This window comes from Micromonospora sp. NPDC050417, assembly GCF_044458865.1.
Taxonomy (GTDB): domain Bacteria; phylum Actinomycetota; class Actinomycetes; order Mycobacteriales; family Micromonosporaceae; genus Micromonospora_G.
The window spans coordinates 229,257-249,506 of record NZ_JBITIH010000009.1; the positions used below are offsets into that span (position 1 = coordinate 229,257).

General features: G+C 71.3%; 25 protein-coding genes and 1 pseudogene. 8 read left to right on the forward strand and 18 right to left on the reverse strand.

What is annotated here, in order from left to right:
• Positions 1-3 precede the first annotated feature (3 nt).
• Complete coding sequence (locus tag ACIBF5_RS14530; RefSeq protein ID WP_396811644.1) at positions 4-2,205, reverse strand: diguanylate cyclase; 2,202 nt, start codon at positions 2,203-2,205, stop codon at positions 4-6.
• An 86-nt stretch (positions 2,206-2,291) separates the two neighbouring features.
• Here ACIBF5_RS14530 and ACIBF5_RS14535 point away from each other — a divergent pair, with 86 nt between their 5' ends.
• Both ACIBF5_RS14535 and ACIBF5_RS14540 read left to right on the forward strand, forming a co-directional pair.
• Positions 2,292-2,921 (forward strand): 5-formyltetrahydrofolate cyclo-ligase, encoded by a 630-nt coding sequence (locus tag ACIBF5_RS14535; RefSeq protein WP_396811646.1) that lies wholly within the window; start codon positions 2,292-2,294, stop codon positions 2,919-2,921.
• 122 nt (positions 2,922-3,043) lie between these two features.
• Positions 3,044-3,184 (forward strand): annotated as a pseudogene (locus tag ACIBF5_RS14540) (FmdB family zinc ribbon protein); the annotation flags it as partial.
• Positions 3,185-3,198: 14 nt separating this feature from the next.
• Here the strand turns inward: ACIBF5_RS14540 and ACIBF5_RS14545 are convergent.
• Positions 3,199-3,459 (reverse strand): hypothetical protein, encoded by a 261-nt coding sequence (locus ACIBF5_RS14545; protein ID WP_396811706.1) that lies wholly within the window; start codon positions 3,457-3,459, stop codon positions 3,199-3,201.
• Positions 3,460-3,694: 235 nt separating this feature from the next.
• Here ACIBF5_RS14545 and ACIBF5_RS14550 point away from each other — a divergent pair, with 235 nt between their 5' ends.
• The gene (locus ACIBF5_RS14550; RefSeq protein WP_396811648.1) at positions 3,695-4,150 is read left to right on the forward strand and encodes an RcpC/CpaB family pilus assembly protein; all 456 of its coding nucleotides are present in this window, start codon (positions 3,695-3,697) and stop codon (positions 4,148-4,150) included.
• Between the two features lie 65 nt (positions 4,151-4,215).
• Here ACIBF5_RS14550 and ACIBF5_RS14555 read toward each other — a convergent pair whose 3' ends face one another.
• On the reverse strand, positions 4,216-4,404 hold the full coding sequence (locus tag ACIBF5_RS14555) for a hypothetical protein (protein WP_396811650.1): 189 nt from the start codon (positions 4,402-4,404) through the stop codon (positions 4,216-4,218).
• Between the two features lie 143 nt (positions 4,405-4,547).
• Here ACIBF5_RS14555 and ACIBF5_RS14560 point away from each other — a divergent pair, with 143 nt between their 5' ends.
• Positions 4,548-5,084: a hypothetical protein gene (locus tag ACIBF5_RS14560; protein WP_396811651.1), complete on the forward strand. Its 537-nt coding sequence runs from the start codon at positions 4,548-4,550 to the stop codon at positions 5,082-5,084.
• A gap of 77 nt (positions 5,085-5,161) precedes the next feature.
• On the opposite strand, the gene ACIBF5_RS14565 is transcribed toward ACIBF5_RS14560, so the two are convergent.
• The gene (locus ACIBF5_RS14565) at positions 5,162-5,644 is read right to left on the reverse strand and encodes a DUF2231 domain-containing protein (protein ID WP_396811653.1); all 483 of its coding nucleotides are present in this window, start codon (positions 5,642-5,644) and stop codon (positions 5,162-5,164) included.
• Positions 5,645-5,850: 206 nt separating this feature from the next.
• On the opposite strand from ACIBF5_RS14565, the gene ACIBF5_RS14570 reads away from it, so the two are divergent.
• Positions 5,851-6,276 carry a Fur family transcriptional regulator gene (locus ACIBF5_RS14570; RefSeq protein ID WP_396811655.1) on the forward strand — a complete coding sequence of 142 codons (426 nt, stop codon included), beginning with the start codon at positions 5,851-5,853 and terminating at the stop codon, positions 6,274-6,276.
• A gap of 85 nt (positions 6,277-6,361) precedes the next feature.
• Positions 6,362-7,234 carry an oxygenase MpaB family protein gene (locus ACIBF5_RS14575; protein ID WP_396811656.1) on the forward strand — a complete coding sequence of 291 codons (873 nt, stop codon included), beginning with the start codon at positions 6,362-6,364 and terminating at the stop codon, positions 7,232-7,234.
• Positions 7,235-7,271: 37 nt separating this feature from the next.
• Here the strand turns inward: ACIBF5_RS14575 and ACIBF5_RS14580 are convergent, their stop codons facing one another.
• The 10 genes from ACIBF5_RS14580 to ACIBF5_RS14625 form a co-directional block, all read right to left on the reverse strand.
• The gene (locus tag ACIBF5_RS14580; RefSeq protein ID WP_396811698.1) at positions 7,272-8,138 is read right to left on the reverse strand and encodes a RecB family exonuclease; all 867 of its coding nucleotides are present in this window, start codon (positions 8,136-8,138) and stop codon (positions 7,272-7,274) included.
• Between the two features lie 180 nt (positions 8,139-8,318).
• Complete coding sequence (locus ACIBF5_RS14585) at positions 8,319-8,930, reverse strand: MarC family protein (RefSeq protein ID WP_396811658.1); 612 nt, start codon at positions 8,928-8,930, stop codon at positions 8,319-8,321.
• A gap of 102 nt (positions 8,931-9,032) precedes the next feature.
• Positions 9,033-9,929 carry a PHP domain-containing protein gene (locus ACIBF5_RS14590; protein WP_396811700.1) on the reverse strand — a complete coding sequence of 299 codons (897 nt, stop codon included), beginning with the start codon at positions 9,927-9,929 and terminating at the stop codon, positions 9,033-9,035.
• 63 nt (positions 9,930-9,992) lie between these two features.
• The gene (locus ACIBF5_RS14595; RefSeq protein ID WP_396811660.1) at positions 9,993-11,165 is read right to left on the reverse strand and encodes a hypothetical protein; all 1,173 of its coding nucleotides are present in this window, start codon (positions 11,163-11,165) and stop codon (positions 9,993-9,995) included.
• Entirely contained in the window at positions 11,165-11,863 is a 699-nt protein-coding gene (locus ACIBF5_RS14600) for a SigE family RNA polymerase sigma factor (RefSeq protein WP_396811662.1), read from the reverse strand. The genes ACIBF5_RS14595 and ACIBF5_RS14600 overlap by 1 nt, the downstream gene beginning before the upstream one ends.
• Before the next feature lie 134 nt (positions 11,864-11,997).
• Positions 11,998-12,852, reverse strand: coding sequence for a PH domain-containing protein (locus tag ACIBF5_RS14605; protein WP_396811664.1), 855 nt, complete (start codon positions 12,850-12,852; stop codon positions 11,998-12,000).
• A 6-nt stretch (positions 12,853-12,858) separates the two neighbouring features.
• A complete protein-coding gene (locus ACIBF5_RS14610) occupies positions 12,859-13,017 on the reverse strand; it encodes a hypothetical protein (RefSeq protein ID WP_170208591.1) in 159 nt (52 codons plus the stop codon).
• Between the two features lie 122 nt (positions 13,018-13,139).
• Positions 13,140-13,799, reverse strand: coding sequence for a DUF6758 family protein (locus ACIBF5_RS14615; RefSeq protein WP_396811666.1), 660 nt, complete (start codon positions 13,797-13,799; stop codon positions 13,140-13,142).
• A 139-nt stretch (positions 13,800-13,938) separates the two neighbouring features.
• Positions 13,939-14,562, reverse strand: a complete 624-nt coding sequence (locus ACIBF5_RS14620; RefSeq protein ID WP_396811702.1) for a TrmH family RNA methyltransferase — start codon at positions 14,560-14,562, stop codon at positions 13,939-13,941.
• Positions 14,563-14,612: 50 nt separating this feature from the next.
• A complete protein-coding gene (locus ACIBF5_RS14625) occupies positions 14,613-15,173 on the reverse strand; it encodes a hypothetical protein (protein ID WP_396811668.1) in 561 nt (186 codons plus the stop codon).
• A gap of 619 nt (positions 15,174-15,792) precedes the next feature.
• Between ACIBF5_RS14625 and trxA the strand changes: the two genes are divergently transcribed.
• Positions 15,793-16,161 carry a thioredoxin gene (gene trxA, locus ACIBF5_RS14630; RefSeq protein WP_121157294.1) on the forward strand — a complete coding sequence of 123 codons (369 nt, stop codon included), beginning with the start codon at positions 15,793-15,795 and terminating at the stop codon, positions 16,159-16,161.
• Between the two features lie 120 nt (positions 16,162-16,281).
• Here the strand turns inward: trxA and ACIBF5_RS14635 are convergent, their stop codons facing one another.
• The 4 genes from ACIBF5_RS14635 to ACIBF5_RS14650 all read right to left on the reverse strand — a co-directional run bounded on the left by ACIBF5_RS14635 (position 16,282) and on the right by ACIBF5_RS14650 (position 19,896).
• Entirely contained in the window at positions 16,282-16,686 is a 405-nt protein-coding gene (locus ACIBF5_RS14635; protein ID WP_396811670.1) for a thiol-disulfide oxidoreductase DCC family protein, read from the reverse strand.
• 65 nt (positions 16,687-16,751) lie between these two features.
• Positions 16,752-17,555, reverse strand: a complete 804-nt coding sequence (locus ACIBF5_RS14640; protein WP_396811672.1) for a sugar phosphate isomerase/epimerase family protein — start codon at positions 17,553-17,555, stop codon at positions 16,752-16,754.
• A complete protein-coding gene (locus tag ACIBF5_RS14645) occupies positions 17,552-18,721 on the reverse strand; it encodes a dihydrodipicolinate synthase family protein (protein WP_396811673.1) in 1,170 nt (389 codons plus the stop codon). The genes ACIBF5_RS14640 and ACIBF5_RS14645 overlap by 4 nt, the downstream gene beginning before the upstream one ends.
• Positions 18,718-19,896, reverse strand: a complete 1,179-nt coding sequence (locus ACIBF5_RS14650; protein ID WP_396811675.1) for a Gfo/Idh/MocA family protein — start codon at positions 19,894-19,896, stop codon at positions 18,718-18,720. The genes ACIBF5_RS14645 and ACIBF5_RS14650 overlap by 4 nt, the downstream gene beginning before the upstream one ends.
• A gap of 162 nt (positions 19,897-20,058) precedes the next feature.
• Between ACIBF5_RS14650 and ACIBF5_RS14655 the strand changes: the two genes are divergently transcribed.
• Positions 20,059-20,250 (forward strand): LacI family DNA-binding transcriptional regulator (locus ACIBF5_RS14655; RefSeq protein WP_396811677.1); only part of this gene is annotated, 192 nt, incomplete at its 3' end.

Here is a 20,250-nt window from a genome sequence, read left to right on the forward strand (position 1 = left end):
AGACTATCGGCCACGGCCCTGGCGCGGCGGGTGCGGCCCGGAAGACGCGCCGCCACCGCCCGGACCAGGCTGTCCACCGGCGCGGGGCAGTCCGTCGTCCGGTGTCGCGGCGCCGGCCGGGACGGCGATCTCCTCCACCACCGGGCGGGCGCCGGCCGCCGCCATCCGGTGGGTGTCGCGCCCGGCCGCCTTGGCCGCGTAGAGCGCGCCGTCCGCCGCGTCGAGCATCCGCGAAGCGGTCGTGGCGTGGTGCGGATACACCGCGATGCCGATCGACACGGTGACCGGGACGAGCGCGCGGGGTTTGTCCGGCACCGAGCCCGGTGCTGCCGGGATCGCGATCGGCGTGTCCCGGACCGCCGCGCCGAGCCGTTCGGCGACGGTGACCGCCCCACGCGCGTCGGTCTCGGGCAGCAGCAGCACGAACTCCTCCCCGCCCTGCCGGAAGGCAAGGTCGACCTCCCGGATCACCCCCCGGATGCGGCGGGCGAACTCGGTCAGCACGACGTCACCGGCCGCGTGCCCGTACGTGTCGTTGACCTCCTTGAAGCGGTCCAGATCGAGCACGAGCAGGCTGATCATCCGACCGAACCGGCTGGCCCGTTCGACCTCCCGCCGGACCGACTCCTTCAGGTAGCGGTAGTTCCAGAGTCCGGTCAGCGGGTCGGTCAGCGACAGCCGCTGCGCCTCCTCGTGCACCCGTACGTTGTCCACCGCCACCGCCGCGTGGCAGGCGAAGCTGCGCAGGGTCACCAGGTCGGTGTCGTCGAAGTCGTCGGAGCCGTGCCGGTCGTAGAGGGCCAGCACCCCGAGCGCACCCCCGGCCGGTGGTTCGACCAGCGGGTACGGCACCCCGGGAGGCCCCGGCGGCGGCCCGGCCGAGCCGGGTGCGGCGAACGGCACCGCCACGTACGTCCAGCAGTCGGGTTCGTACGCGGACCGGGTCGGCCCGTCCCGGTCGGTCCGGCCGCGAAGCGGTTCGCCGGTGACCGCGACGGTGCCGAGTACGCCGCTGCCCAATGGAACCCGCAGCGCGGACGCGTCCCGTCCGGCCGACCCGTCGAGTCCCTCGCCGCACTGGCCGACCAGGGTGCGGGTCTCCGGGTCGAGCAGGAGCAGCACACCGGCGCGTGCCCCGGTGGCGACCAGCGCGGTCTGGAGGATCACCTGGAGGATCCGGTGCAGGTCGTGGGTGCTGGCGAGGGTGTCGCCGAGCAGCGCCAGGTGGCCCCGGAGCTGGTCCCGGCTGGTGGTCAGAGCGTGCACGTAGGACTGCGTCTCCCTGGTCATCCGGTTGAAGGTCCGGGCCAGCCGCCCCACCTCGTCCGGCCGGCTCACCGGCACCCGCGCGGTCAGGTCTCCGTCGGCGACCCGGTCGACGGCGAGGGCGAGTTCGGTCAGCGGGCGGGTGGTGGAGCGGGCCAGCCGCCAGGCGGCGAGGACCGCGAGCAGGCCGGCGAGGAGCACCGCCCCGGCGAGGAGGGCGTAGATCCCCTGTGGGGGGCTCGGTGGCACCGACAGCACCAGTGGCAGCGGTTGACCTGGGGAGGGGCCGAGCCGGCGTACGTACCGGCCGGCGTCGGTCTCGCCGACCGCGTCGCCGTGCAGCCGGTGGGCGGCGAGTAGGACCGAGTCCCGGCTGCTGGCCGGCTCGGTGCTGTACATGGCGGTACTCGGCCCCGGTTCACCCCGGCAGAGGGTGACGGCGGCGCCGGTGGCGGCGGCGAGCCGGGTGACGAATCCGGGGCCGACGAGTTGGGAGGCCCAGACCGCGCCGACCGCCGCGCCGGCCTGGTCGCGTAGCTCCACCCGTACCGCCAGCGCCTGGACCGGTGAACTGGTCGGATAGCCGCCGGCGCAGTCCGCCCACGGCGCGGGCGGTGCGTCCGGGGTGAGCAGGGTGGTCGCTCCGACGGCGTCGGTGACCCGGACCGCGACGGCGAGGCCCCGGGCGATCACCTGGCGGGCGGCGACGGCCCGGTCGGTGGCGTCGCCGGCCAGTGCTACCGCGTCGGCCGCCGCGTACAACTGCTGACAGAGGGCGTTGACCGAGGTACGGACGGTGGTGGCGGCGAGGTCCAGTCGCTCCCGGGAGCGATGGTCGTTGACCACGGCAACGGTTCCGCCGGCGAAGAAGGCGCCGAGCAGCAGCGGGCCGAGCACGACGGCGAGGAAGGCGACCGTCAGCCGTCCACGCAGCGTCACTCGTTCCCCCCGGAAAGTTACGCATTCGTGGCTGCGATGCTGACACAGCCCCATCAGGGAAACTGGAGTTACCGCAGGAGCGTTACGTGCCGGATTGTTCGGATGAAGCGGAAGTGACGGACGAGCTGCACGGGGCGAAGCTCGATCTTCGGGCCGCGCTGCTCGCCCGCCGCCGGTCGCTGGCGGCCCCGGACCGGGCCGCCGCCGCCGGGCGGGTCCAGGCCGAGCTGACCGCACTGGTACGCCGCACCCGCCCCCGCCGGGTCACCGGGTACGTCCCGGTCGGTTCCGAACCGGGCGGCCCGGACCTCGCCGACCGGCTGCTCGACGCCCTCGACCCGACCGGCGAACTGCTGCTCCCGGTGCTCCTGCCGGACCTGGACCTGGACTGGGCCGGCTATCTCGACGACGAGACGTTGGTCACCGCCGGCCGGGGTCTGCGGGAGCCGGCCGGCCCCCGGCTCGGTACGGACGCCGTCGGCACGGCCGATCTGGTGATCGTTCCCGCCGTGGCGGTGGACCGGCGCGGCATCCGGCTGGGTCGGGGCGGCGGCTCGTACGACCGGGCGCTGGCCCGGGTCGGCGCGGACGTGCTGACCGTGGCCCTGCTGCACGACGGCGAACTGGTCGACGCGGTCCCTGCGGCGGCGTACGACCGCCCGGTGCGGGCCGTGATCACCCCGAGTGGGGGGTTCCAGCCGATCCTGCCCCGCTGACGCCCGACTCGGGGCGGGCGTCACACCGCACACTTCAGGTGGACGAGAATGGGTCCGATGACGCACCATTGGCACTCGGATACGACGAGTGCCAAACGAAAAAGCAAGATCCGGAGGAGACCGTGCCCACGTACCAGTACGCCTGCACCGCGTGCGGCCACCAGCTTGAGGCGGTGCAGTCGTTCACCGACGCGCCGCTGAGCGAGTGCCCGGCCTGCGAGGGGCGGCTACGCAAGGTGTTCAACTCGGTCGGCATCGTCTTCAAGGGCTCGGGCTTCTACCGCACCGACTCCCGCTCGAACGGGTCGGAGAGTTCCACCGGGGGCAGCTCCGTGCCGGCGAAGTCGGAGTCCTCGTCCGGTAACGGCTCGGGCAGCGCCACCTCGACCTCGTCGACCGGCTCGACCGCCTCCGGCAACGGCGGTGCGAGCAACGGCGCGTCGAGCGGTGGCTCCGGGAGCAGTGGCAGCGGGTCCGGCTCGGCGAAGTCGACCACGAGCAGCAGCTCGTCCAGCAGCGCCGCATAACAGATCCACACCCTCGTTCGAGGGTTCTCCACAGCCTGCCGAGTTATCCACAAGCGGGGTTCCGGGCGCTGCGCGCCCGGTCCCACGCCGCCTAACCTCCTGCCCACCGGAGCGTGCCCACGTCGCGGCGCCCCGGCCGAGCGGAAGGCAGGCCCGATGGCGATCCACCCCAGGCCGGTACGACGATCCCCGTCGCTCGCCCCGTCCCACTGGCCCGCCCTGCCCCGACGGGGCACGGTCCTGCGTTTGACCACGGCCACGATGTTGCTCGCCCTCGCCGCCGGGGTGCTCTACCTGCGCCAGCCACCACCGACCTGTCCCGCCGCACCACCGTCCCCGAATCCGGTGGTGGCCGAACGCTCCTCAACCGGGCCCGGCGATTCGTCTGCTCCAGCCGGCGCCCGGTTGGCGCTGCCGGCGGGAATGGTCGGGGTGCCGGTACGGCTCGCCGAACCGGCCGCCGTGGCGGTCGTACGACCGGGCGACCGGGTCGATCTGCTGGTCGTACCGAGGGCTGGCATGGCGAGCCCGGCGCGGGCGACCGAGGTGGTCGCGGCCCGCGCGCTGGTTCTGGACGTGCTCGGCCCCCAGAGCGCGGTGGACGGTTCGACCGCGCTCTATCTGGCCCTCCCGCCGGAACAGGCGCAACGTACGGTCGCGCTGCCGGACGGCACCCGTTTCGCGATCATGGTTCGGGAGTAGGAGCCGGCCGATTCTGGTCCGGACGAGCGCGGCAGGACCCGATCTGGTCCCCGTGTGGTGGCCGGTCAGTCCCAGTGCGGTGGCCGGTCGGCGAGCAGGCGCTCGTCGTTGGAGCCCGAACGCTCACCCCAGCCCCGGTCGGTGTCGTCCACCGACTGCTCGGGAATCACCACGAAGTCGTCGTCAACAAGATCGACCGTACGCTCGCTGTCCAGGCCCGCGCGGGCCGCGCCCGGCTCGTCCACCCTCTTCACGCTCAGTAGCCTACCCACCGGGCCGGTCCACCCCTTGCGACGCTCGGCTCCCTACCGGCGGAGGCGAGTCACTCCCACGAGACCGGCCCGACCGGCTCGTCGTCCCGGCCACCGACTCGACGGCTCGGGTAGCGTCGAACGCCGTGACCTCCCCCAGCGACGAAGCCACCGACGACAGCTTCTGGCGCCGCCCGCTCGGACCACCCGAACCGGAACCGCCGACGCCCGGACCAGCCGCTTCGGCGCCGGCCACGCCGAACCCGCCCGCACCCGGGCCACTCGTGATCCCGCCGCCGGCGGTCGAGCCGGTCGCCACCCAGCCATGGACGGCTGACCCCCAGCCATGGACGGCGGACCAAGCCACCCAGCCATGGACGGTCGAGCCGGCCACCGGTCAAGCCTGGGCGGCGCGATCGATGTTGGACCGGGGGCCGACCGACGCGACGGAATCCGCTCCGGGCGGCTATGCCGGGCCGCCGCAGGGCGCCGTCCCACCACCGGGCTGGCGTCCCCCGGTGCAGGTCCAGCCCGCGCCGCCGCGCCCGCTACCCGGGCAGGACATTCCCGCCGTGGAAGCGGCCGAGGCCAGCGCCCGGACGTTGACGTACGGCGTCGGGCTGATCGCCGGGGCGGTCCTGCTCGTGGTGATGTGCCTGCTCTGCTCCCGGGTGCTCTTCTGACGCCACGCATCCGGTGGCGCACCCACCCGGCAGACCGTCGGGCACACCGACCCACCACCACTGTGGCGCCCGATCCGCTACAGAACGCCGCTCCAGACCACGCTCGCTCCTGAGTCACCGGTCAGGTAGACGTAGACGGCGGAGAGCACCCCGAACACGATCACCAGGCTGACGAGGACCCCCGAGAGCCAGCCCGGCAGGTTGCGGCTCCGGGCCGGTGCGCTGGTCGAGAGAAGCAGCAGGATCGCACTGACTCCCAGTCCGAGGCTGAACCAGAACAACAGGTCGCCGTACCCCTGGTGTTCGGCGAGCTGGTCGAGAATCTGCGGCGGGTAACCCTTCGCCCGCAGCACCTCCAGCAGTTCCTTTCCGGAAAGCTTCGCGACGAGGGTCGCGGCGGGCGCCGCCACGGCCAGGGCCGCCACCGCCCAGCCGATCTTCGACCGGAACCGGGGCAGGACCCCGTAGCCGATCGCGAGCAGCACCAGCAGCGGTACGAACACCACTGCGGCGTGCACCACCAACGGATGCACGGGGAGGCCCATGATTTCCCTGAACACGACAACCTCCTCAGCGGCTGACCCACGTGCGGGTCAGGGTACGGAACATCGATCGGAACGGTGCCCCTCACAGTCGTACACGAAGGCAGAGTCGGTACGGTTCACGCCGGTTCCCAACTCGCCGTCGACCTGACGCGTGCTGTGCCGCCTACCACCGGGGAGACCGACCGTTTGATGGCCCCGTACATCCGTGCTGTTATTGCCTCATGACGAGCGAGGAGCTGCTTCGGTCGAGGGGCCTGCGGGTCACCCGGCCTCGCCTCGCCGTGCTGGAGGTCCTCGCCGACGGCGGGCACCTTGAGGTCGACGAGATCTTGCAACGGGTCCGCCGCCGCCTCGACTCGGTCTCCACCCAGGCGGTCTACGACGTACTCGGTGCGCTCGCCCGGGCTGGCCTGTCGCGGCGGATAGAGCCGGCCGGGAGCCCGGCACTGTACGAGGCACGGACCGGCGACAACCACCACCATGTCGTCTGCCGGGGCTGCGGCGAGATCGCCGACATCGACTGTGTCCACGGCTCGGCGCCCTGTCTAGAGCCGAACAACGCACACGGGTTCGAGGTCGACGAGGCCGAAGTCACCTTCTGGGGACTTTGCCCGAGTTGCCAGCAGCGTCGGAGTGGCGACCAGTAGACCGACGACGCCCCGTGGGATGAGCCGCGCGCACGGCATCGCGGAGCGGACGCGCGTACGGCCCCGGTGGTGGCACCCTTGGCTGATGGAACTCGGTGATCCGCGGACCGGACCGGACGACGACCTCGGGCTCTTCGGTCCCGGTTCGGTCACCTGGAAGGTGCACCGGGAGCCGATCCTCATCCTCGCCGGGCTCCGCTCGCTCTACCTCCAGGCACTCCATCCACGAGCGGTCGCCGCGGTGGCGCAGAACAGCAACTTCAGATCCGACCCGTGGGGCCGCCTCGTGCGGACCGCCCAGTACGTGGCCACCACGGTCTACGGGACCACCACCGAGGCGGAGGCCGCCGGGCACCGGCTGACCGCCCTGCACGCCCGGATGCGAGCCCGGGACCCGCGTACCGGGGAGCAGTTCCGCATCGACGCCCCGGACCTGCTCCGCTGGGTGCACGTCGCCGAGGTCGAATCGTTCGTCAGCACCGCCCGGCGGGCCGGTCTGCGGCTGTCCGACGCCGAGACCGATGCCTACTACGCCGAGCAGCGGCGGGCGGCGGCACTGGTCGGCCTCGACCCGGCCACCGTGCCCGGCACCGCCCAGGCGGTCGCGGACTACTACCGCGGGATCCGACCCGAGCTGCGAATGACCCGGGAGGCGGCCGAGACCGCGTTCTTCCTGACCGCGCCGCCGATCCCGTGGAAGATGAGCCGCCCGGCGCATCTGGGTCTCAGTCTCGGCCCGGCCCGGTTCGCCTACTTCGGTGTCGCGGGTGTCGCGTTCGGCCTGCTCCCGTCCTGGGCGCGGCGGCTCTACGGCGGTCTCGGGCTGCCGACCACCGACCGTTCGGCCGAGATCAGTGCGCGGACCCTGAGGTTGGCGCTGCGCGCGGTTCCCCGCCGTTACCTGGAGGGACCGATCTACCAGGCGGCCCAGGCCCGCGCCGCCCGACTGGGCGCCTGATCACCCGTCCACCGGCGAGGGCTCGCCGGTGCGGAACCTATTCCGCTGCCGGGGTCACCGGCGGCGTGGTGGGGGTCACCGGCAGCAGGGTCCGTTCCACCGCCGCCCACGGATCCTTCACCGGTGCTCCGACTCCGCCGGGGCAGGTACGCCGGAAGTCGCACCAGGCGCAGCCCGGCCCGGGGGCCACTGGGAAAGCCTCGTCCGGGTCGGCTCCGTCGGTGACCGCCCGTTCGGCGGCCATGATGTCGCGCGCGGTCGCCTCGGCCCGGTTGACCTGGCGGGCGATCGACTCGGGGGTGTGGTCGAACGCCGCCACGGTTCCGGTCGGCAGGTGGTGCAGTTCGACCCGGTGGCAGGGACGGCGGAAGACCCGCTCGGCCGCGTACGCGTAGAGGGCCAGCGCCTGCGAGCCCCGCGCGTCGTCGACGTCCAACCCGGTGCGGCCGGTCTTGTAGTCGACGATCGCCAGTTCCGGGCCGTTCGGGCCGGTACGGGCGTCGATCCGGTCGGCCCTGCCGTTGAAGGCCAGGACGGCGGTCTTCACCGCGACCACCCGCTCCACCCCGAGCGGGTCGACACCCGGTTCGAGCGTCTCCACATAGGATTCCAGCCACTGCAGGGCGCGGCGGTACGCCGTCCGCTCCTGGTCGCCGTCCCGGTATCCCTCGCCGACCCAGGTGCCCTTGAGCAGCCCCGGCAGGGCCTCAGGGCGACGCTTCGCCTCGGGCAGCGCGTACCAGTTGCGCAGTGCGGTGTGCACGCTCGCGCCGAGCGAGTTGTGTGCCCAGGGCGGGCCCTTGACCGGGGTGGGCCGGTCGACGTAGGTGTAGCGGTAGCGGCGGGGACAGTCGGTGTAACTGCCGAGTTTGCTCGGGGTGCAGACGAAGAGGCGTTCCGGCATCCCCTCGAAGCCCAACTGCTCCGGCTGGTCGCCGCGGGGACGTGGGGTCGTCCGGCCGCCGGAGGAGGTCGGTCTGCCCGAGGAACTGGATCTGCGCACGCCGCAGATCCTGCCACCCGCCACCGACACTCCGGTCGATACCCGCCGCGCCGCCCGTCACGTCATCGGCCCCGCCCCGGCTCAACCCTGCTGGAAGACCTTGACGAAGGCGCTCACCGCGTCCGCGATGAGCTGCACCGCGATCGCGGCGAGCAGCAGACCCGCGATGCGGGTCAGGACCTCGATGCCACTGGGCCGGAGCACCCGGACGATGCCGCCGGAGAAGCGCAGCGTGAGCCAGACGGCGACCATCACCGCGACGATGCCGACCGCGATCGCCGACTGGTCGGCGAACCCGTCGGACCCCTGGACGAACAGCATGGTCGCGACGATCGCACCCGGCCCGGCGAGCAGCGGGGTGCCGAGCGGCACCAGCGCGATGTTCGACGTGGTCTGCTGCCCCGGGTCGTCGGCCTTGCCGGTGAGCAACTCCAGCGCGACCAGGACCAGCAGCAGCCCACCGGCGCCCTGGAGGGCGGGAAGCGACACGTGCAGGTATCCGAGGATGCTCTGGCCGGCGACCGCGAAGACCACGATCACCCCGAGCGCGAGGGTCACCGCCTGCCGCGCCGCCCGGTTACGCTCCCTGGCCGCCAGCGGCCCGGTCAGGGCCAGGAAGATCGGCACCATACCCGGCGGGTCCATGATGACCAGCAGGGTGACGAACACCTCCACGAAGAGTTTGAGATCCACCCGATCACGGTAGTTGGCGCGCCGCGTTATCCCACGTCGTTGTGCGCGAGGCCACCAGCGCCACCCGGTCGATCTGGTCGAATCGGCCGACAGGTGCGTCGATCAGGGCGCGACGACCGGCGGTACGCCCGTCGCCGCCGCCACGATCCGCTCGTACGACTCGACCGAAGTGGTGAAGGCGCCCAGGCGTACGGTCTTGTGCTCGCCATGGAAGTCCGACGAACCGGTCACCGTCAGCCCCAACTCGGCGGCGAGTCGCCGGACGTGTTCCCGTTCGGCCGGCGACTGGTCCTCGTGGTCGGCCTCCAGTCCGGCGAGTCCAGCGGCGGCCATCTCGACGATCAACGCGTCGGGGACCACCGGACCACGTCGACTCGCCCGGGGGTGGGCGAAGACCGGCACCCCGCCCGCCTCGCGGACCAGCCGGATCGCGTGGAAGACGTCCAGGTCCTCCTTTGGCGCGTGGTACCGCCAGCCGAGCCACCTTGGTTCGAACGCCTCGCTGGTCGTGCGTACCAATCCGGCCCGGATCAGCGCCTGCGCGATGTGCGGCCGGCCGACCGTGCCGCCGGCCGCCCGCGCCTGGATGTCGGCCCAGTCCACGTCGATCCCGTCGGCGCGCAACGAGTCCACGATCCGTTCGGCCCGGATCTCGCGGGCGGCCCGGATCCGGGCCAGTTCGCTGACCAGTTCCGGCGCCTCCGGGTCGAACAGGTAGGCGAGCAGGTGCAGGGCGATCGACGGCTGGACTCCGTACCAGCGGCAGGAGAGTTCTGCGCCGCGAATCAGGGTCAGTCCCGGTGGCAGTGCCGCGACCGCGGGCGCCCAGCCGGCGGTGGTGTCGTGGTCTGTGATCGCCAGAACGTCGAGACCGGCCTCGGCGGCCGACCGCACGAGTTCGACCGGGCTGAGGGTGCCGTCACTGGCGGTCGAGTGGGCGTGCAGGTCGATCCGGGTGTCCGGACCGGGAACGGGCAGCGGGTTCGGTACGGACGGGATCACTGGTACGAGGGTACCGGGCGCCCGGAAGCTCCTGGTCAGCCGGCCGATCGGCCAGCCGGGTCAGCCAGCCGGCTGGTTCGAGGTGAGTCTTGGTACGAACTGCCACTGTGCGGTCACGCCGCTCGGCAGCGGCACGACCTTCTCGGTGCCGTCGACACCGCAACGGACCACACCACGGTCGTCGGCGGCGAGCAGGGTCCGTTCGTCGGCCCAGGCAGGTCGGACGGTGGTACGGATCGGGCAGAGCACCATCCGGTCCTGCCCGGCGAGCGCCTGGGTGAGGTCGACCAGCCGTATGTCGTCGGCCCGGCGTTCGGCGACCCAACCGCCGTCCGGCGTGATCCGCCCGCCGGCGGTGTCGCGGGTCAGGTCCAGCGCGCAGGTGCCGGTCCGGGCCACGACCAGGCCGGTGTCGCTCGCCCGCAGCTCGGCCAGGCAGGGCTGCTCGACGTCGGCGCCGGGTACGCGCCCGACCAGGGTCTTGCCATTGGGTGACCCGTACACCTCCGTGATCTTGTTGTTCCAGTTCGCCTGGTGGACGCTGTTCTGGGTGACCAGGTCGAAGCCCCGGGACTTCTCGGCGATCACCACCTGCTGGTCGAGGAAGGCGACCGGGGTGATGCCCGCCGGCACCGGCGTCATGGTGCGTACGGCCAGTCCGCTGGAGCTGACCCGGGCCACGTAGAGCACGGTGTCGATGACGAAGGCGAGTTGGTCCCCGCCGGAACTCAGGACCCAGCGGTCGTCGTTCCCGCTGAGCGAGATGGAACTGCCGTCGGGGCGCAGGAACCGGACACCGGCGGCACCTCCGTAGACCCAGCCGGTCGGCACCCGGTAGATCCGGGAGACGGTGCCGACCCCGGTCAACGGCAGCGTCCGGCCGTCCATGGTCCAGAGCCGGTTACCGGCCCAGAGATCGAGGCCGATGCCGGTGTCGATGGTGGGTTGCGGCTCGACCGCCGGGTTGGTCGGCGTCGGCTCCGGTTGACCGTTGAAGGCGATCCAGGAACCCTCCCGGCCTCCGCCGCCCGGTGTGGAGATGTCACGCAGCGAGACGATGCCGCCGACAGTGACCACCAGGGCCAGCGCCACGGCTACCGAGGAGGCGGCGGCCCGGCGGCGGCGGGCGGCCCGGCCACGGCGGATCGCGACCGAGGCCGGGTCGTTGATCAGGGGCGGCGACTCGACCCGTTCGCTGAACATGCTCCGCAGCGAGTCCTCAAGCATGATCATCAACCCTCGACCCCGGTCGACGGGACGGCGGGCGCCACGGCGGGGACCGTGGTCACCGGCAGCCGGGCCGGCGTGGCGCGCGGCACGACCGGGGCCCGACGAGGTGCCGGTGCCGCTACCGAGGCACCGGTCCCGGCCCCGCGCAGGGGAGGCTCGGGCGCCGCTGTGCCGTCGGTACGCGCGACCAGCTCCACCTCGGTGCCGGGCTCCGCGCCGAGCCGGCGGCGCAGCGTGTTGAGCGCCCGGAAGGTCTGGCTCTTGACGGTGCCGGGCGAGATGTTGAGCATCGCGGCGGTCTGGGCCTCGGTCATGTCCTCGTAGAACCGGAGCACCAGGACGGCACGTTGCCGTGCCGGTAGCGTCCGGAGGTGCCGCCAGAGCGCGTCCCGCTCCAGTTGCTCCTCGATCTGGTCCGGGGCCGGCCGCTCCGGCAGCACCTCGGTGGGGCGCTCACCGTGCCAGCGTCGACGCCACCAACTGGTCGCGGTGTTGACCAGCACCCGCCGGGCGTACGGCTCGACCGCCTCGATCTCACCGAGGCGCTTCCAGGCGAGGTAGGTCTTGGTCAGTGCGGTCTGGAGCAGGTCCTCGGCCGTCGCCCAGTCTCCGGCGAGAAGATAGGAGGTACGCAGCAGGGCGGCGGAGCGGGCCGCGACGAACTCGCGGAACTCCTCTTCCAGGTTCTCCCTGGCCGCCACCTGTTGCCTCCCCGACGCAGCACCAACCGCCAGGTTGACACAGGTAGTGCCCCGGAGTCGACGGCGAACGGGTGCGGTCTTCTCCGATTTTCGGATGAAGTGTCCGCACCCGTCACCAGACGTACGCGCTCTTATTACGCTCCGTCGTCAGCCTTGGCCTCGTCGGCTTCCTTGCCCAGCCGCGCCTCGACTGCCTGAGGCTCGTACATCTCCTCAACCACACGCAGGTAGAGCTCGTTCGGGTTGGGGAGGTACTTGACCTCACGCAGCGCCTGGTCCTGACCCGCCGACTCCAGCACGAAGGTGCCGTAGTTGAGCGTCCTACCGAGCGGCGACTGCTCGTACTTCATGTCGGTGACCCGGGCCAGCGGCATCATCGCGACCCGCCGGGTGATGATGCCGTTGACCACCATCACCCGCTTGTTGGTCAGGATGAACCGGTCGAAGAACCAGTCCGCGACCTTCCACGCCACATAACCCATCACACCGAGCCAGATCAGTACCGCCACGGTGGTGAGCCCGGCGATCTGCTGCCCGGCGAGGAAGCCGGAGAGGTAGCCGAGTACGAACGTGGCGGCGAGCCCGATCAGGATCGGGGTGGCCAGGTAGACCTTGTGCCGCTTCCACTCGCCCCGGTACCGCTCGGTGGGGAAGAGGTAACGCGCCACCAGGGCGGTCGGCTCATCCTCCAGCGGCAGCACCCGACGCGGCCCGAGCGGCATGCCCGATGCGTCGACCCGCAGGCCGGCGAGTTCCTCTTCGGAGATCTCCGGGGGCCGGTACTCCGCCTCCGGGTCCCGCTCCCAGCTCCGGCCGGAACGGGACTCGTCGTCGTAGCCGGCACCGTCCGGGTAGGACGGTGCCCCGGGATAGGGAGAGGCGTCTTCGGGGCCGTCGGGGCGGGTCCGAGGTATCGGCTCGGTGTCCCGCTCTCGACGCCAGCGCTCGGCGTCGTCAGGATCAGGGGGTGGCCCGGACGGATTGCCCATCGCCGGCTACGCGAAGAGGCTGGCGAAGAAGTCGCTGAAGCCCTGCGCGATGTCCATGACGCCGCCACCCAACGACTTGAAGACGTCGGCGGCAGAGTCTGGCCTGAACGCGATGAAGAAAATTAGGAAGGCGATTCCGCCCCAGGTGAGGACCTTCTTGACCATGACGGGCCATCCCCTCGATCGCGCGCCGTGTGGCGTACCGCAGCAGTACGTAGCGTATCAGCCAGGTGTCTTACCGTGAATTCCAAGTTTGTGCCATTTTCGAACCTGTCCGAGATGGTCAGTCAGACCAGACCGTGCAGGTACGGCGACGGCGCCCCGTACACGAGCTCGGGCGGCAACCACTCGGTCAAGTCGTGTAGCACGACATCTTCCGCGAGGAGGTAGCCCGCGCTCGACGGCCAGGTTATCGCATATAACCATCGCCCCCGAGCTTCGCCGACGTACGCGCTGCGGTCTGTCGGGGATTTGACCGACCAAAGTGGAGTGGGGTGACCAGCCGCCCGGACCTTGGCGTGTGCCGGGTTCTCGGCGTGTCCGGGCAGCTCAACGGTCATCACGTCGGCGAGCAGCGCGCCCGGGTCCGGACCGGGGATGCCGGCGAACCGGGTGCCGAGACCGACGCCGGGCTCCTCCGCGACCAGGATCAGGTCGGCGGGTCCGCCACCGAGTGGCGCCGGGCCGCTGCACGCCACCGCAGTGGCTCGCACACCCGTACGATCGTCGCCGGCCCAGGCCGCGCCGGTCATCACCCATCCGGGTGGCAGCGGCCAGAGACACCAGAGCGGCATCGCCGAGCCGGCGACCGGCTCCGGCGGGTCGTTGATCCGCGCGGTGGCGATCTCCAGCATCCCCGGCCCGACCCGTTCCGCGACGTGCAGCGGTGGCACCGGGCCACAGTCCGGGCACCGCCATTCGGAGTGCATCAGGTCTGGCGGTGCCACCGCACCGCCACACCTCGGACAACTCACCGCAAGACTCACACGAACTACAGTCCCGGCACAGCACTCCGTAGTCAAGCGAACCGGCCTTTTCGGTCAACTTGCCTCGGGTCGCCGCTCGCCCGGACGGGTCGGACAGGGGCTATCCGGGCGGCGGCCCGGCATGGGTCCGGATCCAGGCGTGCATGGCGATGCCGCTGGCCACCCCCGCGTTGATCGAGCGGGTCGAGCCGTACTGGGCGATCGAGAAGAGTTGGTCGCAGGCGGCGCGGGCCGGATCGGACAGCCCCGGCCCCTCCTGACCGAAGAGCAGTACGCACCGCGCCGGGAGCGTGACCGTTTCGAGCGGGCGGGCGCCGGGCAGGTTGTCGATCCCGATGACCACGAGACCGGTCTCCCGGGCCCAGCCGGCGAAGCCCTCGATCGTCTCGTGGTGCCGTACGTGCTGGTACCGGTCGGTCACCATGGCGCCGCGCCGGTTCCACCGCCGCCGCCCGACCACGTGCACCTCGGCGGCGAGGAAGGCGTTCGCGTTCCGGACCACCGTGCCGATGTTGAAGTCGTGCTGCCAGTTCTCGATCGCCACGTGGAACGAGTGCCGGCGCTGGTCCAGGTCGGCGACGACGGCCTCCTGCCGCCAGTACCGGTAACGGTCCACCACGTTGCGCCGGTCGCCGTGCGCGAGCAGTTCCGGGTCGTAGTGCGGGTCCGTCGGGAACTCACCCGGCCAGGGCCCGACCCCGACCTCCTCCTCCGCGCTCCCCACGACCTCAGCGTCCACGATCTGCAGAGGGTACGGGCCGACCGGGCGGCGACTCAGCGCAGGCCCAGCGCCGTACCGAGCCGGCCGAGAAAGCCGCCGTCGATCCCGGGCACCCACTCGCCGGAGGTGCCGAGGTGCACGTCCACCGGGTGTGCCGCCCGGCGTACCCGCGCCGCCACCGACTGCACCCACTGGCGGTACGCGGCCGAGTCGGCCGGGTCGGCCCGATCGGCGAGCACCTCGACCGCAGCCTGGCAGGAGAGGAGCAGCCCGGCGAGTCGTTCGTGCCGGCCGGCGTGGGGGCCACCGTCGAAGGGGCTGTCACCGGGCTCGGCATCCAGCGGGGTGTTGTCGGGCTCGGCGTAGATGGCAACCACCACGGCGCGGACCAGGTCGCTGTCGAACGCCCGCCCGGCGGCGATGCCCTCCAGCCCGGCGAGTCCTTCGAGCACCGCGTGGCGCGGGCTCGCCGGCTCGGGCGAGGTGGCCGCCACCAGCACCCGCCCCGGAAGCCGGATGAGCAGCTTCCACTCGTCCGCGGAGTAGGCCACGGTCGGCGCCCGCCCAGCCGGTCGGCCAGGAAACGGCGACTCACCCGAGGCGTCGTGGCTCATGGGAACCTCCCGGCGCCAGCATATGACCGGTCGGGGTGGGTGCAGAGGTCTTGTCCGAGAGATTCGACGCCCGACGCTGGTAGGCAGACACAGGTGGGCAGCAAGCCGGTGGGCGCAGTGGGGCCCGGGATCAGACTCGGGGCCGGACGCAATGAGCGGCGGGGCCCTCCCCGGCACCCGCCGCCCACGCTCTGATGAGAAGGATTCTGCCCGATGACGCCGGGACACAGAAGAGTCGGAACAGAGACAGAGGTCACAGTTATGTTTTTGAAACACTACTTAACGTGAGAGTTGATGTTGCAGTAACTCATGGTCATCTTCGAGATTCGCCCTCGTGGATGGCGTGATCGTCAGATCACCACAGGTCGTCAAGGACGGCGAGATGGAAGCGCTCCCGTCACGTACGGTATTCGTTTAATTTTCTTAACACTGAGCCCGCAAACCTCGGGCCGGACCGATGGTCGTCAATCCGCCACCGCCGCCCCGATCAGGCCGACTTCCGACGCGAGCAGGGTGACTCTGGCCACCCTGGGCGTTTCGGGGTGGGGGTACGGGGAATTCTTCAGGCGGTGGACAGGTTCTTGCCTGCGTAGGTCTCAACCCATGAACGGAGAGTTCAATGGCTACCGTTGAGCTGACTTCAGCCAACTTCGACGAGGTGACGAGTTCGGAGGGCACCGTTCTGGTGGACTTCTGGGCAGACTGGTGTGGCCCTTGTAAGCGGTTCGCCCCCGTCTACGAGAAGCTGTCCGAGCAGCACCCGGAGATCGTCTTCGGCAAGGTTGACACCGAGGCCCAGCAGGACATCGCCGCGAAGTTCGAGATCCGCTCGATCCCGACCATCATGGCCGTACGCGACGGCGTGATCGTCTTCTCGCAGCCCGGTGCGCTCCCGGAGAGCGCCCTGCAGTCCCTGATCGACCAGGTCCAGCAGCTCGACATGGACGACGTGCGCAAGCAACTCGCCAGCCACTCGCACGAGCACTGACGACGCCGAGGGCCCACCCGGGCCCGCCAGGCGCGTACCGACCCTTGCCGGCCGGGCACCCCACGGGTGTCCGGCCGGTGTCGTATACCCGGCCAGGTGTCGGTGACCGCCGGACGCCGATCACCTCGGAGTGGGCCCGTACCGCTCCTCACGAACCGCCTGCGGCAGCGAGCAGGCCGCCGTGCCACCCGGCATCCGGTGCCGGTTGCGGGCCACCCAGCGGTACGTCGGCCAGGCGAGTGCCCGGACCGGAGGCAACCGGAGCACCCGACCGAGCACCCGCCACAGCGGCCGGCTGTCACCGAGCAGCCGGGCGATCGCGTCCGGGCCCGCCGCCCGGGTGCCGTCCGTACCGACCCACTGCACGGCGGCGTCGCACTCCGCCACGGTCAGGCCGAGCGCGTCGATGTCGGTGAACTGCCAGGGCACCACCCGCGCCCGGGTCGGGATACGCCGACCGACGAACTCGGCGCAGGTGGTGCAGAACGCGCAGTCGCCGTCGTACACAAAGATGGGCCGGTCCATCCCCCCATCCTCCCCCGCCACGTCGGATCGGACCAGGCCGCCCGGCCGCCGCGATTACCGGGCCGTTACAACACGTGGGTCCAGTAACCCGCGAGTGTCGCGTCCAGCACCTCACGGCCCGGCCGCGCCCACACGTCGGCGTGGAAGACCTCGACCTCGATCGGCCCGGTGAAGCCGGTCGCGTCCACCGCCTCCCGGAACCGGCGCAGCTCCACGCACCCCTCGCCGGGCAGACCGCGTCCGAGCAGCACCCCCTCCGGCAGCGGGGTGACCCAGTCGGCGACCTGGAAACAGGCGATCCGCCGCTCCCGGCCGGCCCGCTCGATCTGCGCCCAGACCTGGTCGTCCCACCAGACGTGGTACGTGTCGACCACCACGCCGACCGCCTCGACCGGATGCGGCGCGGCCAGGTCCAACGCCTGCCCCAGGCTGGCGACGACACAACGGTCGGAGCAGAACATCGGGTGCAGCGGCTCGATCGCCAACCGGACCCCGGCGGCGAGCGCGTACGGCACCAGCGCCCCGATCGACTCGGTCACGTGCGCCCGGGCGGCGTCCAGGTCCCGGCTTCCCGGCGGCAGACCGCCGGAGACCAGCACCAGCACCGGGGCGCCAAGGATCGCCGCCTCGTCGATCGCGCGCCGGTTCTCGTCGTACCAGTCGGGGGTCTGGAAGAAACCACCACGGCACAGTGACGTCACCGCGAGTCCGGCCTCCCGGACCAGCGCCGCGGTCTTCTCCACGCCGTAGTCCCGGGTCTCCTCGCGCCAGAGACCCACCTGGGTCACCCCCGCGTCGACACAGCCCGCGACCAGTTCCGGGATCGGCCAGTACTTCGTGGTCGCCTGGTTCAGCGAGAAGCGGTTCACTGGGGCACCCCCACGGTGGTCAGCCAGGCCCTGGCCCGGTGCGCGGCAAGGCCGGCGTCGGGCAGCAGGCCGGCGGCGTCGGCGAGCCGGAAGAGTTCGATCAGGTGCCGGGGCGACCGTCCGGAGTGCAGTCCGCCGACCATGGTGAAGTGCTCCTGGTGGCCGGCGAGCCAGGCGAGGAACACGATCCCGGTCTTGTAGTAGTAGGTCGGGGTACCGAAGATGTGTCGGGCCAACGGCACCGTCGGCGTGAAGAGCCGGTGGTAGCCGTCAAGATCACCCTGGTCCAACGCGCGCAGCGCGGCGGCGGCGACCGGGGCGATCGCCGCGAAGACCCCCAGCAGAGCGTCGGAGTAGTCACCTCCGGGGCTGGTGGCGGAGGTGTCACCCTGGATCAGACTCGGGTAGTTGAAGTCGTCGCCGGTGTAGAGCCGAACCCCGGCCGGCAACCGACGACGCAACGCCACCTCGAAGTCCGCGTCGAGCAGCGATACCTTGATCCCGTCGACCCGGTCCGCGTGCGCGGCGAGCAACTCCAGCACCGTCTCGGTCGCCGCCGCCGGATCGGAGCTACCCCAGTAACCGGTCAGCGCCGGGTCGAACATGGCACCGAGCCAGTGCAGGACGACCGGGGAGTCCGCCTGCCGCAGCAGCTCGTCGTAGACGCGGAGGTAGTCCTCCGGCCCCTGCGCGGTGGCGGCGAGCTGACGACTGCACATCAGCACCGGTGTCGCCCCGGCGGCCTGGACGTGGTCCAGCTGTTCGGCGTACGCCTTGCGTACGTCGTCCAGGTGCACCGGACCGTCGGGCAGTTGGTCGGTGGCGACCCCGGCGACGATCCGGCCACCGACCGCGCGGGCCTCGGCGGCACTGCGCCGGATCAGCTCACGGGTGGTCTGGTAGTCCAGGCCCATCCCCCGCTGTGCGGTGTCCATCGCCTCGGCCACGCCGAAACCGTGCGACCAGAGGTGGTGTCGGAAGGCCAGGGTGGCGGACCAGTCGAGTTCGGCCGGCACACCGGGCGTGTTCTCGGCGGTCGGATCGGCCACCACGTGCGCGGCCGCGTACGCGACCCGTGTGGTGAAGCGTGGGCCGGGCGCTACGAACTCCTGCCCGGCGCCGGTGAAGGTGAACCGGCCGTCGGGCAGCAGGACCGAGTCGCTCACTTCGACGACTCGGTGCGCAGCTCGGGAATCTCGATCCGCCGGCCCTCGCGGGCGGAGAGCAACCCCAACTCGGCGAGTTGGACGCCGCGCGCACCGGCCCAGAGGTCCCAGGTGTAGGGCTCGTCCTCCACGACGTGCCGCAGGAACAGCTCCCACTGTGCCTTGAAGCCGTTGTCGAACTCCTCGTTGTCCGGCACCACCTGCCACTGTGCCCGGAAGTCCTCGGTCGCCGGCAGGTCCGGGTTCCACACCGGCTTCGGCGTGGTCGACCGGTGCTGGATGCGGCAGTTGCGCAGCCCCGCGACGGCGCTGCCCTCGGTGCCGTCGACCTGGAACTCGACGAGTTCGTCGCGGTAGACCCGAACCCCCCAGGAGGAGTTGATCTGGGCCACGATCGGGCTGGACTGGCCCGGCCGGTCGATCTCGAAGATGCCGTACGCGGCGTCGTCGGCGGTCGCCTCGTACGGCTCGCCGGCCTCGTCCCAGCGGGTCGGGATGAGCGTGCTGACGTGCGCCGTCACGGCGTTGACCTGGCCGAAGATCTGCTCCAGCACATAGTGCCAGTGCGGGAACATGTCCACGACGATGCCGCCGCCGTCGGCCGTCCGGTAGTTCCAGGATGGACGCTGCGCCGGCTGCCAGTCGCCCTCGAAGACCCAGTAGCCGAACTCGCCACGGATGGAGAGGATGCGGCCGAAGAAGCCGCCCCGGACCAGCCGGTCGAGCTTGCGCAGACCGGGCAGGAAGAGCTTGTCCTGTACGACGCCGTGCTTGATGCCGGCGGCGTCGGCGAGCCGCGCCAGTTCGACCGCGCCGGAGAGGTCCTCGGCGGTCGGCTTCTCGGTGTAGATGTGCTTGCCGGCCTCGATCGCCAGCCGCAGCGCCTTCTCCCGTTGGGCGGTGACCTGGGAGTCGAAGTAGATCTGGACGTCGGGGCGGGCCAGTGCCGCGTTCAGGTCCGTGGTCCACTCGGTCAGGCCGTGTCGCTCGGCGATCTCGCGGAGTTTGGTCTCGCTGCGGCCGACCAGCACCAGTTCCGGCCAGAGCCGGGTGCCGTCGCGCAGTGGGAGGCCGCCCTGTTCGCGGATGGCGAGCAGCGAACGGACGAGGTGCTGGCGGTAGCCCATCCGGCCGGTCACGCCGTTGAGCACGATCCCGATAGTGGTACGGGCCATGCGGTCGCCTCCTCAGGCTGTCACGGTCGATCCAGGTAAGCGCTTTCCCGCGCACGTTACTGCTCTGCACCCAGATTCGGCAAGGGCTTTCCTCTCCCACGTACAGGTGCGCGCTATCCTCACCTGCAGCCGGCTCAGGGCGGCCGGGGAGAGGTCGGATCGATGGCCACCTTGGCAGATGTGGCGCGCCGGGCGGGAGTCTCCCCCGCGACCGCGTCCCGAATCATCAATGGCAGCGCCAAACCGGTGACCGACGCGCTGCGGGAGCGGGTGTTGGCGGCGGTCGAGGAACTCCAGTACGTCCCGAACGCCCACGCCCAACTACTCGCCCGCAACCACCGCTCCGCCGTCGGC

Excerpts from the sequence above, each read along its gene's own strand:
- ACIBF5_RS14570 (WP_396811655.1), top strand. The coding sequence starts at position 5,851 with ATGACGAGCGAGGAGCTGCTTCGGTCGAGGGGCCTGCGGGTCACCCGG.
- ACIBF5_RS14575 (WP_396811656.1), top strand. The coding sequence starts at position 6,362 with ATGGAACTCGGTGATCCGCGGACCGGACCGGACGACGACCTCGGGCTC.
- ACIBF5_RS14580 (WP_396811698.1), bottom strand. The coding sequence starts at position 8,138 with ATGCCGGAACGCCTCTTCGTCTGCACCCCGAGCAAACTCGGCAGTTAC.
- ACIBF5_RS14595 (WP_396811660.1), bottom strand. The coding sequence starts at position 11,165 with ATGATCATGCTTGAGGACTCGCTGCGGAGCATGTTCAGCGAACGGGTC.
- ACIBF5_RS14605 (WP_396811664.1), bottom strand. The coding sequence starts at position 12,852 with ATGGGCAATCCGTCCGGGCCACCCCCTGATCCTGACGACGCCGAGCGC.
- ACIBF5_RS14610 (WP_170208591.1), bottom strand. The coding sequence starts at position 13,017 with ATGGTCAAGAAGGTCCTCACCTGGGGCGGAATCGCCTTCCTAATTTTC.
- ACIBF5_RS14625 (WP_396811668.1), bottom strand. The coding sequence starts at position 15,173 with ATGAGCCACGACGCCTCGGGTGAGTCGCCGTTTCCTGGCCGACCGGCT.
- trxA (WP_121157294.1), top strand. The coding sequence starts at position 15,793 with ATGGCTACCGTTGAGCTGACTTCAGCCAACTTCGACGAGGTGACGAGT.
- ACIBF5_RS14635 (WP_396811670.1), bottom strand. The coding sequence starts at position 16,686 with ATGGACCGGCCCATCTTTGTGTACGACGGCGACTGCGCGTTCTGCACC.
- ACIBF5_RS14650 (WP_396811675.1), bottom strand. The coding sequence starts at position 19,896 with ATGGCCCGTACCACTATCGGGATCGTGCTCAACGGCGTGACCGGCCGG.